Here is a 12614-nt window from a genome sequence, read left to right as displayed (position 1 = left end):
GAGGACCGCTCAATGCCCGGTTTCAGTTAGACGAGGAGTACATCATGCGAGTTATCCTGTTGGGCGCCCCAGGGGCGGGCAAGGGTACACAGGCCCAGTTCATCTGCGAGCGCTTCGGCATTCCGCAAATCTCCACCGGCGACATGCTGCGTGCAGCGGTCAAGGCCGGTACCGAGCTTGGCAAGCAGGTCAAGGAAGTCATGGATACGGGCGGCCTGGTCTCCGATGACCTGATCATCGGCCTGATCAAGGAGCGTATCACCCAGGATGATTGCGCCAAGGGCTTTCTGTTTGATGGCTTCCCGCGCACCATTCCGCAGGCCGAGGCGCTGGTAGAAGCCGGTATCGATATTGATCGCGTGCTGGAAATCGCTGTGGCCGACGAGGAAATTGTTGCTCGCCTGTCCGGTCGTCGTGTGCACCCGGGTTCGGGTCGTGTTTATCACGTTGATCACAACCCGCCCAAAGTCGCCGGCAAGGACGACGTGACCGGTGATGACCTGATTCAGCGTGATGACGACAAGGAAGAAACCGTTCGCAAGCGCCTGCAGGTTTATCACACTCAGACCAAGCCGCTGGTTGAGTTCTATCAGGGCCTGTCTGCTGCCAAGGGCACGCCCAAGTGCGCCAAGGTGGAAGGTATCGGCAGCGTAGAGCAGATCACTGCCAAGGTCATCAGCGCGCTGGACTGAGCCCTGCTCGCTGGAGCAAAAGACCCGTGCTGACTTCGGTCGCACGGGTCTTTGCATTTTTGTACAATGCCCGCCCCCTGAATGCAGAGTTCGACCATGACCACACTGCTTGCTCTGGATACCGCCACCGAGTGCTGTTCCGCCGCCTTGCTGCATGATGGCGCCGTCACCGCGCGCAGCGAAGTGATTCCGCGTCAGCATGCCCAGCGCCTGCTGCCGATGATCGAGGAGCTGCTTGGCGAGCGTCAGCTGCGCTTGCAGGAGGTTGATGCCCTGGTATTTGGTCGCGGCCCCGGCGCCTTTACCGGCGTGCGCATTGCCACCGGCATGGTGCAGGGGCTGGCGTTTGCCGCCGACAAGCCGGTGATCGCGGTATCCAACCTGGCGGCGCTGGCTCAACGGGCCTGGCGCGAGCACGGTGCAGAGACCGTGGCCGCCGCCATTGATGCACGCATGGATGAAGTCTATTGGGGCCTCTACGGCCTGCAGGACGGCGTCATGCAGTTGCTGGATGATGAGCGGGTTTGTGCGCCTGAAGTGGTCAGCTTGCCGGCGGGGGTTAGCAGCGTGGCCGGTGCCGGTACCGGCTGGCAGTACGCCGAGCGTCTGGCGGTGACCGCGACGCAGAGCTGGCCGCAGATGCTGCCCGATGCCAGCGATCTGATCACCCTGGCCTTGCCGCGCTGGCTGGCCGGCGAGGTGGTTGATGCGGCGGATGCGCAGCCGGTCTACCTGCGCGACAAAGTTGCCACGCCCAAGGGGCAGGCGTAAGCTGGCGCCATTGTCTGAGGAGTACATTCGGTGCGTCTGGACGGTTTCAATCCCTATTCATCGCTGCCCGAGCGCAGCAGTCGAGCGGTTGCCAATACCTCTGGCAACAGCGCGCCTGCGTCTGTGCCGGGCAACGAGCAGGCCGGGGTTGCTGCCAATCGTCTGCCGTCAGCGCAGGTGGTCCCCTCGTCGGCGCCCACTGCCGAATATATCCCCGCGCGCCGAGAGTCCTATGAGCCGGTTTATGGCCGAGCCAACCAGGCGCTGGCCAGTTACCAGAATACGGCCAACATGGCTGCCGACTCGGCGGTCGATACCCTGGCCGGCATTGACGTCTACGCCTGATGCCGTGACTGCGTTACCCCCGCGTTTTATCACCGGTTGCCCACTGTGGTCTGAGCCCGCCTGGGGTGGTCAGCTCTATACCCGTGGCAGCGACGCCGACGAACGGCTGGCGCAGTACAGCCGCGTGTTTGGCGCGGTTGAGGGCAATACCACCTTCTACTCCCTGCCCAGTGCTGCGCGCGTTGCCCGTTGGGCTGAACTGCTGAGTGAGGACTTTCACTTCTGCGCCAAGTTGCCCCGTGAGGTCAGTCATGGCGGGCGTCTGGATGCCGATCATCCGGCACTGAAGGCGTTCTTCAGCCGGATGGCACCGCTGGAGCAACGCCTTGGGCCGATCTGGCTGCAGTTGCCCGAGCGTGTTGCACCGGATGCGTTGGGGATACTGGCTGAGTTTCTGGCTGGCTTGCCTGCTGACTACCAATATGCGGTCGAAGTGCGCCATCCCGGGTTTTTCCGCAAGGACGACGTCGAACGGCAGCTCAACCGCCTACTGCACGGGTGGGGTGTCGAGCGCATCAGCTTCGACACTCGTGCGTTGTTCGCCAGTACCGCCACCGATCCCTCAACGCTTGAAGCCAAGCAGCGCAAGCCGCGCCTGCCGGTGCATGCCATTGCGCTGTCGCAGCGGCCCAGTGTGCGCTTTGTTGGTGGTATGGATACGGACGCCAATTGGCAGGCGCTGGCACCCTGGCTCGACAAGTGCGTCCAGTGGTTGCAGGCCGGCTATCAGCCGATGCTGTTCATGCACACCCCGGATAACCAGATGGCGCCCCAATTGGCCCGAGACTTTTACCATGCCCTGCGTGAGCGGGTGCCGGCGCTGGCGCCCATGCCGGCCTGGCCCGGCGAGCGCGAGGCTGCGCAGACGCCGCAGCAGGCGGGTCTGTTCTGATGCCACAGGAATATCCATGAGCGAACATGCCCCCCTGTCACTGGCCGTCACCTGGTCCGACCCGCAATGGCAAGCCAGCGCCGAGGCGCTGGCCGAACGCCTGCAACTGCCGGTGCTGGCCGAGTCGGCAGCTGATGCGGCGCTGCTGCTGGAGCCGGCAGAGGGCGGGCTTGCCCTGCGCAGCACCGAAGCCGGCGCGCCGGGTGCGGTGCGGGTGGACTTTGTTGGCGGGGGGCTGGCGCATCGCCGTCAGTTTGGCGGTGGGGCGGGGCAGATGGTCGCGCGGGCGGTGGGTATTCGCGGCAGTGTCAGACCCAGTGTGCTGGATGCCACCGCAGGTTTGGGGCGCGACGCCTTTGTGATTGCCGCGCTGGGCTGCGAAGTGACGCTGCTGGAGCGTCAGCCGGTGATTGCGGCGCTGCTGGAAGACGGCTTGCAAAGAGCCAGAGCCGCCGGTGGTGAGGTGGCCGAGATCGCTGCGCGGATGCAGCTGCTGCAGTGCGATGCGATTGCGGCCATGGGCGACTGGTCTTTGCCGACTCCCCAGGTCATTCATCTGGACCCGATGTTCCCGCACCGGGACAAGTCCGCGTTGGTGAAAAAAGAGATGCGCCTGTTCCGGCCGCTGGCCGGTGATGACGATGATGCGCCCCAACTGCTGGCGGCGGCGCTGCAGTTGGCCTCCCACCGGGTGGCGGTCAAGCGCCCGCGCAAGGCGCCGGCGATTGCCGGCCAGCGGCCCAGCGCTGAGCTGGTCGGCCAGTCCAGCCGCTACGATATCTACGGCAAAAAAAAGCTGGACTGAGTGCCGGCCGTTCCGGTTTTGTGCAGGACTATTGGGCCGCAGCCTGACTGTCAGCCGCTTCTGCGCTCCGCGCCACCTGCCGAATCGACAGGCGCACCTCGGCACTGAGCACCCGCTTGGCGGTGTTCTCGGCAATGTCCTCCAGTCCGGCTGCATAGTGCAGCCGACCCTCGTCGTCTGCCCGCAACACCTGTTCATCAGTCAGGCGCTGGATAAACTGGCGGAACAGGGTTTTGTCGAAGAACTCGGGTGCGTTCAGGCCATGCAGAATCGACAGGCGCTGCGCCATGATGGTACAGCGTGCTTCCAGCTGTTCGGCGGTCTGGCTGCCGTTGGGATAGTTCAGCAGCAATGCCGAAGCCATGTAGAAGCGTTCCAGAATCTGGATGATGCTGCGTGACAGCAGGCTGAGCATGACAAACTCTACCGAACTCAGGTCCGGGCGATGGATCTGCCCGTCTGCCTCGCGCAGCAGTTGTTGTTCGACCAGGCTGTCGATCCATTGCTGAATGACGGCGGGCAGCTCGTCCTCGCGCCACTGCAGGAACAGCTCGCCCTGCAGGTACGGATAAATGCCCATGACCAGACGTTCGATCTGTTCGCGTTTCATGCGTGGATTGTTCTGGAACAGGCAGGCGATCAGCGCCGGCAAGACTACCAGGTGCAGCACGTTGTTGCGGTAGTAGGTCATCAGCACCGCCTGGGGCTCGTCCAGACGCATGATTTCGCCAAGGGCATCGGATTGGCGGCCGATCATCTGCATGGCCTCTACGTGTTCGATCATCGCCTGGCCGTCCAGTCCGGTCAGGGTCACGCCAGGGCTGTAGGGGACTGTTTGCAGCAGCGCCTTGTAGCGGTCCAGTGCCCGTGCCAGGGATGTTTCGTCCAGCGCCAGACGGGCGGTGGACAGCATCACCAGGGCGACCAGGTTGACCGGGTTGACGTCGGCTGCGGCGCTGATGCCGCTGGTCAGCTCGCGTGCAAGGGTGTTGGTGGTGGCGTTCAGCCAACTTGGACGGTAGTCGGGGGCCAGCGCCTGTTGTCGCCAGCCTGGCTGCTCGCGATCAAGAAAGTCCGCCAAGGCCAGCGGCTCGCCAAAGTTCACCGCGACCTGGCCAAAACGCAGCTTGAGCGCCGAAAGCACCCGAAACAGGTCAAACACCGACTCCTTCTTCTTCGCCTGCCCACGCAGCTCGCCCAGGTAGGTGCGGCCTTCCAGCACCCGCTCATAACCGATATACACCGGCACAAACACGATAGGGCGACGCGAGGAACGCAGGAAGCTGCGCAGGGTGATCGCCAGCATGCCGGTCTTGGGGCTGAGCATGCGGCCGGTGCGTGAGCGCCCGCCCTCGATGAAGTATTCGACCGGAAAGCCGCGGCTGAACAGCGCATGCAGGTATTCGTTGAAAACAGCGGTGTACAGCTGGTTGCCCTTGAAGCTGCGGCGCATGAAGAAGGCACCGCCGCGTCGCAGAATGCCGCCGAGCACCGGCATGTTGAGGTTGATGCCGGCGGCAATGTGGGGCGGTGTCATGCTGTTGCGAAACAGCAGGTAGGACAGCAGCAGGTAGTCGATATGGCTGCGATGGCAGGGCACGTAGATGATTTCGTTGCCGCGGGCGATGTCCTGAATGGGCTTGAGGTTGTTGACGCGGATGCCGTCATACAGCTTGTTCCAGAACCAGCTCAGGACCACTTCCAGAAAGCGGATGATGGTATAGGTGAAGTCCGAGGCCACCTCGTTGGCGTAGCGCGCTGCGATGGCCTGGGCCTTGCTCTCGCTGATGCCCTTTTCGCTGGCTTCACGGGCAATGGCGGCGCGCACCAGCGGCGCGTGCAGCAGGCCCTTGAGCAGGGTACGGCGGTGTACCAGTTCCGGGCCAACCACGGCGGCGCGCTGCTGGCGGAAGTGCACGCGCAGCACGCGGTTGATGCGGCGCACGCGGCGTTCCGGGTCCATCTGCGGGGTGATCAGCTCCGGCAGTGCCAGGCGCGGGCCAAAGTGCACGCGGATTTTGCGACCGTGCAGCATGATGGCCAGCAGCTTGCGCAGCCGTCCGCCAACCCAGTTCCAGGCAAACAGCAGCTTGATGGCGGAGGACTCGCTGTCCGGCGACTGGCCCCAGAACACGGTGATCGGAATCAGCTGCACACTCTCCGGGTGCTCCAGCACCTTGCCCAGCCGCGGCGACTGGCCGCGCGGGTCGGGCCGGCCCACCCATGAGCGTTCGCGGCTAAGGAAAATAAAGGCATCGCGCTCGTCCAGCGGCGGCAGCGGCGCGCGCACCGGGCGCGGCAGGCCGGCTCGCACGCATTCGCGATCGGCCACGATCAGGTCGGTCAGCGAGCGGTAGGGCAGCACGTAGATCACCGGTTGCTGCGGGTCGATAGCCAGCTCCTCGTTGCTGTCTCCAATGCGGCTGGAGCGTGCCCAGAGATACAGCAGTCGGCGAGCCAGACCAAAGCGCAATCGACCAAACAGGGAAGCATAGGAAGCAGACATGGGACTCTCGAACTGGGCAGTGATGCCGGCCGGTGGCGCGACGCGGAGAATGCTGGGGATTCTAGCAGCTCCGGCGTTTGCGGGGCACGGGCGTCGCCGGCTGTTTGCGGCCCTTGAAATGCGGGGAGGGGATTCATATAGTCTCTGGCTCGTGCGCGACCGCATCCGCCGACTGGCCAGGCAGATATCTGCCGACTGTGAACCAGTTCACGCCTGGGCTGTCGTAGTCCGGCATGGATGTTTGAGAGGTAACCGCTGGACGGTACGGACCGCACGAATGACCATTCTGGGGGAACAATAAAAGGCATGATAAGCATAAACAGCCTGACCAAGCGCTTCGGCGATCACACCGCCGTCGACAATCTGTCGTTTGACGTCAAGCCGGGCGAAGTGCTCGGTTTTCTCGGGCCCAACGGGGCCGGCAAATCCACCACCATGAAAATGCTGACGGGCTTTCTGACACCCGATGGCGGTTCTGCCTCGGTCTGCGGCTTCGATATTCAGCGTCAGACCCTGCAGGCCCAGCAGAAAATGGGCTATCTGCCTGAGGGCGCGCCCTGCTACGGCGATATGCGGGTCAAGGGCTTTTTGCAGTTTATCGCCGATGTCCGTGGTTTGAGCGGCGCCGAGCGCCAGCGCCATGTGGATAGGGCGGTCGAGCAGGTGGAGCTGCAGGGCGTGCTCGAACAGCGCATCGAAACCCTCTCCAAGGGCTTCAAGCGCCGCGTTGGTCTGGCTCAGGCCATTCTTCACGACCCTCAGGTGCTGATTCTGGACGAGCCGACCGACGGTCTGGATCCAAACCAGAAGCACCATGTGCGCCGCCTGATTCAGCAGCTGGCTGAAGGCAGCAACAAGATGGTGGTGATTTCCACGCATATCCTCGAAGAAGTCAGCGCCGTGTGTTCACGCGCCGTGATCATCGGGCGTGGGCGTCTGCTGGCCGATGGCACGCCGGACGAGCTGGAGGCGCGCTCGCGTTATCACCAGGCGGTCACGCTGTCATTGGGACAAGCGGTATCCACAGCTCCGCTGGAGAGCCTGCCGGGCGTACTGGCGGTGGAGTCGCAGCGTGATGGACAGCTGCTGACCGTGCTGGCCAAGCCGGGTGAGGTGATCTTCCCTGCGGTGGGGCAGCTGGCTCGGGAGCAGCAATGGCAGGTCAATGAGTTGTCGGTGGAGCGCGGTCGCCTGGACGAGGTTTTCCGTACCCTGACCTCCGGGGAGGCGGCATGAACAATCTGGGCGTGATCTTCAAGCGCGAGCTGGGTGGCTACTTCGCCACGCCGCTGGCCTATATCTTTATTGTGATCTTTCTGGTGCTGGCTTCGGTCTTCACCTTTTATCTGGGGGCGTTCTACGAGGCCGGTCAGGCCGACCTGAATGCCTTTTTCAACTTTCACCCCTGGCTGTACCTGTTTCTGATCCCTGCCGTCGCCATGCGGTTGTGGGCCGAGGAACGCAAGTCCGGCACCATCGAGCTGTTGATGACTCTGCCGGTGTCGCGCGGTGCCATGGTGCTGGGCAAGTTTCTCGCCGCGTGGGTGTTTATCGGCATTGCTCTGCTGCTGACCTTCCCGATGGTGCTGACGGTCAACTATCTCGGTAACCCGGACAACGGCGCCATCATCACCGGTTACATCGGTAGCTGGCTGCTGGCTGGCGGCTATCTGGCGATCGGCTCGTGCATGTCGGCACTGACCAAGAACCAGGTGATTGCCTTTATCGTCAGCGTGGTTGCCTGCTTCGTGTTTATCGTCAGTGGCGTGTCCATGGTGCAGAACCTGTTCAGCGGCTGGGCTCCCCAGTGGGTGCTGGACACCATTGCCTCATTCAGTTTCCTGATTCGCTTCGATGCCATCAGCAAGGGCGTGCTGGATCTGCGTGACTTGCTGTATTTCTTCTCGCTGATGGCCGTCTGGCTGTTTGCCACGGCGATCGTCATCGACCTGAAAAAGGCCGATTGAGGCAAAGGAGCTTGAGATGAAACGTATTATGTATTCCGGTGCCGGCTTGCTGGTACTGCTGCTGGCCTTCTTTGCCTTCAACATGGCGACCGGGGTTTTGCTGCCGGGAGCTCGCCTGGATCTGACCGAACAGAAGCTGTACACCCTGTCGGACGGCACCCGGGAGATTCTGCAAGAGCTGGAAGAGCCGATTGATCTGTATTTCTTCTTCTCCGAGGGCGCCAGCAAGGACCTGGTGGTGCTGCGCAACTATCAGCGCCGTGTGGCGGAAATGCTCAAGGAGTATGAGCGCCGTGCCGATGGCATGATCCGTCTGCACATTATTGACCCGGAACCCTTCTCCGAGGCGGAAGATCGTGCTGCTGAATTTGGTCTGCAGGCTATCCCGCTGAGTGAGAGCGGTGATTCGCTTTATTTCGGTCTGGCCGGCACCAACGAGCTGGCCCAGCGCGAAATCATCCCCTTCTTCGCACTTGAGCAGGAAAACATGCTCGAGTACGAGTTGAGTCGTCTGGTCAGCACCCTGGCCAAGCCCGACAAGCCGCAGGTTGGCTTGATCAGCGGCCTGCCCGTCGAGGGCGGCATGAATCCCTATTCGCAGCAGCCGCAGGCGCCTTGGGTCGCTATCGAGCAGATGCGTCAGGTGTTTGATGTCAAAACCCTGGCTGAGGATGTGGATGCGATTCCCGAGGACATCCAGGTCTTGCTGCTGATCCATCCCAAGGCACTCAGCGAGGCGGCGCTCTACGCGGTTGATCAGTTTGTGCTGCGCGGTGGCAAGCTGCTGGCCTTTGTTGACCCGTTCGCCGAGGCAGATCAGGGCATGGAGGCGATGATCGAAGGCATGGCTGACGGCAAGGCGTCGGATTTGGGCCCGCTGCTGCAGGCCTGGGGCGTCGCCTATAACCCGGAGCGGGTGGTGGTTGATGCGCGTCAGGGCATGGCCGTTGGCCGTGGTCAGGGACAGCGTCCGGCACGACACATCGGCTGGCTCGAGGTTGAGCCCGCGCAGATCAATCGTGAAGACACCATCACCGCACCGCTGCAGCTGCTGACCGTGGCCACCGGTGGCGCGCTGGTGCCGGTCGAGGGTAGCCAGACCGAGTTCACCCCGCTGCTGCAAAGCACCGCTGACAGTGCACTGGTACCCAGCGAACGCTTTACCAAGCTGCAGGACCCGGAAGAGCTGCTGCAGGGCTTTGCCCCGGACGCCGAGACCTATACCCTGGCCGCGCGTCTGAGTGGTCCGGCTGCGACTGCCTTCCCGGATGGTCTGGAAGGGCGTGAGGCGGGCTTGCAAGAGGCTGACAACATCAACGTGGTGGTGGTGGCCGACACTGACATGCTGAGTGATCGCATGTGGGTGCAGGTGCAGGATCTGTTTGGTCAGCGCATCTCCCAACCCTGGGCTGACAACGGTGGATTGCTGGTGAACGCGCTGGACAACCTGTCCGGCTCCGACGCCCTGATCAGCGTGCGCTCGCGCGGTGATTTCAGCCGTCCCTTTACTGTGGTGGAAGAGCTGCAGCGCAAGGCGGAAAGCCGCTTCCGTGCCAGTGAGCAGCGCCTGCAGGAACGTCTGGCCGAAACCGACCAGAAGCTCGCCCAGCTGCAGCAGGGGCAGGACCCGACCCAGCTGAGCGAGCTGACTGCCGAGCAGCGCGAGACCATTCAGTCCTTCCTGGATGAGAAGGTGGCGATTCGCAAGCAGCTACGCGATGTGCGTTTCCAGCTGAATGCCGACATCGACGCCCTGGGTACCCAGCTCAAGCTGCTCAACACCATGCTCATGCCGCTGCTGCTGACGCTGGCCGTGCTGCTCTGGTGGTTGCTGGGCCGCGCGCGTCGCAAGGGGTGAGGAGATAGTCATGCGCAAGATCATTTTTATCGCCCTGCTGCTGGTCGCCATCGCCCTGGTGGCGGTGGCGCTGCAGGTGCGTGACAGCGACCGGGTCGCGGACCTTGAGAGTCGTCCGCTTTTGGATGAGGCTCAGCAGGCCGCTCTGGCCGACGTAGAGCAGCTCACCCTGGCACGCGGCGAGCAGGAGGTCGTGCTGCAACGCGACGGCAGCGACTGGACCGTTGCCAACCGTGATCAGTACCCGCTGCAGCGTGAGCGTCTGGCGGCGCTGCTGCTGGCGCTGCGTGAGGCTCGCGTATTGGAGGCCAAGACCGGCAATCCCGAGTATCACGCCCGTCTGGGGCTGGCCAGCGATGCCGCCCTGCGTGTGAGCGTAGCGTCCGATCAAAGCCAATACGGTGTGCTGTTTGGCAACCCTGTTGGCAGCGATCAGCTGGTGCGTATGGACGGCGAGGATCAGGTCTGGTTGATCAACCGCGCCCTGAACATGTCGGTCAATGCGCAGGACTGGCTGGATCTGCAGGTCAGTCAGATCCCGCTGGAACAGGTGGCTCGCGCCCAGTGGCAGTACGCTGATGGCGAATCCCTGCAGCTGGATAAGGCCAGTGAGGGTGACTATAACTTCAAGCTGACTGAGGGTGACGCCGGCGGCCACGAGCGGGAGTTGAACTCCATGGTGCTCGCATTGGCTGACCTGCGGGCGCAGAACGTGGCGCTGCGCAGCAGTCTTGCGTTGCCTGCGCCTACGCTGCAGATGCAGTTGGTAAGCTGGTCTGGTGCCCAGCTCAAGGCGTCGATGTATGAAGTCGATGGCGCCTACTGGCTGACCATTGATGCGCTGACTCAGAGCGAGGAGCAGCCGCTTAAGGTTTATGATGACGCGCGCTGGGCCTTCCAGCTCGGCGTCGCTCAGCACGACCGCATGGCGTTGCGTCAGTCAGACCTGCAGGCCACAGAGACCCCCGCCCAGCAGTAACTCGCCGTTGCCGCGGCCACCATCCGGTGGCCGCTTGCGGCCCCAGTATCTTCTACTAGACTCCAACAATACCCTGCCAGCAGGCGGGGTACGTACGTGTTGCCGCGCGACGGCAACGGATCAGATCGGTGTTGTGAGGAATGTAGTAATGGCTGAGCGTGAGCAGGGGTCCGTTAAGTGGTTCAACGATGCCAAGGGCTTTGGTTTTATCCAGCGCGAATCCGGGCCGGATGTGTTTGTGCACTTTCGCGCCATTCGCGGTGACGGGCACCGCACGTTGGTAGAGGGTCAAAAGGTTGAATTTACCGTGACCCAGGGCCAGAAGGGCCTGCAAGCTGAGGACGTGACCAAGCTTTAGACACGACTGCTGCGCCAGCTCCGTGTCTTGCCCGGCTAGCCTGCGCGCTGGCCGGTCGCTTGCTTGCGTTTCTTTTTCAGTACGCTGGCCGACTGTTCACGTCGGGCCTGTTGGCTTGGCGCTGTGCTTGCTCCGAGCCGACCATCAACCCGGCAGCTGCTGTTGCAGCCAGCGGGCGAACTCGCCCGGTGGCAGGGCACCGTTGAGGCGCGCCAGTTCCTTGCCCTGCTGGATGATGATCAGTGTCGGGATGCTGCGGATGGCGAAGCGGGCAGCCAGCTCCGGGGCTGCTTCTGTATCCACTTTTAAAAAGCGCGCCCGTGGTTCGGTAGCGGCGCAGCTCTGGCTGAAGGTGGGCGCAAACTGCTGGCAGGGGCCGCACCAACTGGCCCAGAAGTCGATGACCAGTGGCAAATCTGCACTGGCATGGCGGTCAAACCCGGCAGCATCGACTGCGCTTGGCTGACCGGTGAACAGCGGCTGCTTGCAGGCGCCGCAGACCGGATTGGCCGTCAGGCGGGTGGCCTCCAGTCGATTTTTGCGCAGGCAGTGTGGGCAGCAAATCAGCATAGCAGGATCTCGTCAGGGGTTTCAGGGCTTGCGCCGCATGCCTTGCCACTGGCGTTGCAGCTCGATAAAGGTCAGTGAGGCTGACCAGGTCACCAGCACCAGGCCGGTTAGCGATTCCATACCGTACAAAAAGCGAATATTGCCGGTGGGCGTCAGATCGCCGTAGCCCAGGGTGGTGTAGGTGGTCGCTGACAGATAGACGGTATCGAACAGGGTGACGTGCTGCAGGTTGGCTATGCCACCCAGCTCCGGCGTCTGCAGCAGGTAGAGGGCGCCCAGGCCGAACAGCCAGATCTCTGCAATATGCGTAAACAGCAGCACAAAAATCAGGGTGAGAATACGTGGGCGCTCACCCATGTGCGTGGTATCGAGGAAGCGGTGCAGGCGCGACAGAACCTCGTAATGCAATACCACCGCGATGGCGACGATCAGGCAGCTGACGCCGACGGTAATCCAATGGAAGCTATCTATGTCAGGCAGCATGCGTTTCAGTGCGCCCAGTTGAACTCGGCTTCGCCCTCGGCGTTTACCTTCAGCCAGCGGTCGGCGTCAGCCTCGCCATCGGCTTCTTCCCAGCCGCCCACCGAGCAGCGCACCTCGTGGCCGAGCGCTGCATGCACGGCGCGGGCGCAGTCGCGGTCGCTTTGCCAGGGGGTGGCATCGCTGTCAAACCAGATGCTGGCCCACTTGCCTGCCGCTTTACGTACCACCATCAGCGGGATGGTTTGATCTGCGTGTAGTGCGCCGTGCTGGGTCAGGCCCTTGGGCTCGTCCAGTGTCAGTGGCCCCATGACCCTGTGCAGCCAGTCCAGCAGGTCGTTAACGTGGTCATCGCGCAGGTAGATCTCGATATCGGGTTGGCGCACGGCTA

General features: G+C 62.8%; 14 protein-coding genes. 10 read left to right on the top strand and 4 right to left on the bottom strand.

The genetic code is table 11. The features are described from left to right. Nucleotides 1-44: 44 nt before the first annotated feature. The 5 genes from adk (at nucleotide 45) to ASB58_RS11530 (ending at nucleotide 3505) form a co-directional block, all read left to right on the top strand. The gene (gene adk / locus ASB58_RS11545; RefSeq protein WP_096003042.1) at nucleotides 45-692 is read left to right on the top strand and encodes an adenylate kinase; all 648 of its coding nucleotides are present in this window, start codon (nucleotides 45-47) and stop codon (nucleotides 690-692) included. 96 nt (nucleotides 693-788) lie between these two features. Continuing rightward, entirely contained in the window at nucleotides 789-1463 is a 675-nt protein-coding gene (tsaB, locus tag ASB58_RS11540) for a tRNA (adenosine(37)-N6)-threonylcarbamoyltransferase complex dimerization subunit type 1 TsaB (protein WP_118130898.1), read from the top strand. 30 nt (nucleotides 1464-1493) lie between these two features. Continuing rightward, complete coding sequence (locus ASB58_RS19885) at nucleotides 1494-1808, top strand: hypothetical protein (protein WP_139056973.1); 315 nt, start codon at nucleotides 1494-1496, stop codon at nucleotides 1806-1808. Nucleotides 1809-1812: 4 nt separating this feature from the next. Then, the gene (locus ASB58_RS11535) at nucleotides 1813-2700 is read left to right on the top strand and encodes a DUF72 domain-containing protein (protein ID WP_235827284.1); all 888 of its coding nucleotides are present in this window, start codon (nucleotides 1813-1815) and stop codon (nucleotides 2698-2700) included. A gap of 16 nt (nucleotides 2701-2716) precedes the next feature. Continuing rightward, entirely contained in the window at nucleotides 2717-3505 is a 789-nt protein-coding gene (locus ASB58_RS11530; protein WP_118130894.1) for a class I SAM-dependent methyltransferase, read from the top strand. Nucleotides 3506-3533: 28 nt separating this feature from the next. Here ASB58_RS11530 and plsB read toward each other — a convergent pair whose 3' ends face one another. Continuing rightward, nucleotides 3534-6011: a glycerol-3-phosphate 1-O-acyltransferase PlsB gene (gene plsB, locus ASB58_RS11525; protein WP_118130892.1), complete on the bottom strand. Its 2478-nt coding sequence runs from the start codon at nucleotides 6009-6011 to the stop codon at nucleotides 3534-3536. Between the two features lie 306 nt (nucleotides 6012-6317). On the opposite strand from plsB, the gene ASB58_RS11520 reads away from it, so the two are divergent. From ASB58_RS11520 to ASB58_RS11500, 5 genes are all read left to right on the top strand, one after another. Then, nucleotides 6318-7247 (top strand): ABC transporter ATP-binding protein, encoded by a 930-nt coding sequence (locus ASB58_RS11520; protein WP_096003037.1) that lies wholly within the window; start codon nucleotides 6318-6320, stop codon nucleotides 7245-7247. Beyond that, nucleotides 7244-7978 (top strand): ABC transporter permease subunit, encoded by a 735-nt coding sequence (locus ASB58_RS11515; protein WP_096003036.1) that lies wholly within the window; start codon nucleotides 7244-7246, stop codon nucleotides 7976-7978. Before ASB58_RS11520 ends, ASB58_RS11515 begins: the two co-directional genes overlap by 4 nt. Nucleotides 7979-7994: 16 nt before the next feature. Beyond that, nucleotides 7995-9836: a GldG family protein gene (locus tag ASB58_RS11510; RefSeq protein WP_118130890.1), complete on the top strand. Its 1842-nt coding sequence runs from the start codon at nucleotides 7995-7997 to the stop codon at nucleotides 9834-9836. 10 nt (nucleotides 9837-9846) lie between these two features. After that, the gene (locus tag ASB58_RS11505; RefSeq protein ID WP_118130888.1) at nucleotides 9847-10815 is read left to right on the top strand and encodes a DUF4340 domain-containing protein; all 969 of its coding nucleotides are present in this window, start codon (nucleotides 9847-9849) and stop codon (nucleotides 10813-10815) included. 148 nt (nucleotides 10816-10963) lie between these two features. Continuing rightward, nucleotides 10964-11173 (top strand): cold-shock protein, encoded by a 210-nt coding sequence (locus ASB58_RS11500; protein WP_065336063.1) that lies wholly within the window; start codon nucleotides 10964-10966, stop codon nucleotides 11171-11173. Nucleotides 11174-11317: 144 nt separating this feature from the next. On the opposite strand, the gene trxC is transcribed toward ASB58_RS11500, so the two are convergent. The 3 genes from trxC to ASB58_RS11485 are packed head-to-tail and all read right to left on the bottom strand — an operon-like array spanning nucleotide 11318 to nucleotide 12609. Beyond that, nucleotides 11318-11743, bottom strand: a complete 426-nt coding sequence (gene trxC, locus ASB58_RS11495) for a thioredoxin TrxC (protein ID WP_096003032.1) — start codon at nucleotides 11741-11743, stop codon at nucleotides 11318-11320. 21 nt (nucleotides 11744-11764) lie between these two features. Next, the gene (locus ASB58_RS11490; RefSeq protein WP_118130886.1) at nucleotides 11765-12226 is read right to left on the bottom strand and encodes a potassium channel family protein; all 462 of its coding nucleotides are present in this window, start codon (nucleotides 12224-12226) and stop codon (nucleotides 11765-11767) included. Nucleotides 12227-12231: 5 nt separating this feature from the next. Then, nucleotides 12232-12609, bottom strand: coding sequence for a hypothetical protein (locus ASB58_RS11485; protein ID WP_065335912.1), 378 nt, complete (start codon nucleotides 12607-12609; stop codon nucleotides 12232-12234). Nucleotides 12610-12614: the final 5 nt, after the last annotated feature.

The sequence above is a fragment of the Pseudomonas abyssi genome, assembly GCF_003444685.1.
Lineage (GTDB): Bacteria > Pseudomonadota > Gammaproteobacteria > Pseudomonadales > Pseudomonadaceae > Halopseudomonas > Halopseudomonas abyssi.
Note: the sequence above shows the minus strand (reverse complement) of the source record. Positions and strands in the feature narration are given on the sequence as shown.

What these genes read in the sequence shown, in the direction of transcription:
- adk (WP_096003042.1), top strand. Translation starts at nt 45, where the DNA reads ATGCGAGTTATCCTGTTGGGCGCCCCAGGGGCGGGCAAGGGTACACAG.
- tsaB (WP_118130898.1), top strand. Translation starts at nt 789, where the DNA reads ATGACCACACTGCTTGCTCTGGATACCGCCACCGAGTGCTGTTCCGCC.
- ASB58_RS11530 (WP_118130894.1), top strand. Translation starts at nt 2,717, where the DNA reads ATGAGCGAACATGCCCCCCTGTCACTGGCCGTCACCTGGTCCGACCCG.
- plsB (WP_118130892.1), bottom strand. Translation starts at nt 6,011, where the DNA reads ATGTCTGCTTCCTATGCTTCCCTGTTTGGTCGATTGCGCTTTGGTCTG.
- ASB58_RS11520 (WP_096003037.1), top strand. Translation starts at nt 6,318, where the DNA reads ATGATAAGCATAAACAGCCTGACCAAGCGCTTCGGCGATCACACCGCC.
- ASB58_RS11515 (WP_096003036.1), top strand. Translation starts at nt 7,244, where the DNA reads ATGAACAATCTGGGCGTGATCTTCAAGCGCGAGCTGGGTGGCTACTTC.
- ASB58_RS11510 (WP_118130890.1), top strand. Translation starts at nt 7,995, where the DNA reads ATGAAACGTATTATGTATTCCGGTGCCGGCTTGCTGGTACTGCTGCTG.
- ASB58_RS11505 (WP_118130888.1), top strand. Translation starts at nt 9,847, where the DNA reads ATGCGCAAGATCATTTTTATCGCCCTGCTGCTGGTCGCCATCGCCCTG.
- ASB58_RS11500 (WP_065336063.1), top strand. Translation starts at nt 10,964, where the DNA reads ATGGCTGAGCGTGAGCAGGGGTCCGTTAAGTGGTTCAACGATGCCAAG.
- trxC (WP_096003032.1), bottom strand. Translation starts at nt 11,743, where the DNA reads ATGCTGATTTGCTGCCCACACTGCCTGCGCAAAAATCGACTGGAGGCC.
- ASB58_RS11490 (WP_118130886.1), bottom strand. Translation starts at nt 12,226, where the DNA reads ATGCTGCCTGACATAGATAGCTTCCATTGGATTACCGTCGGCGTCAGC.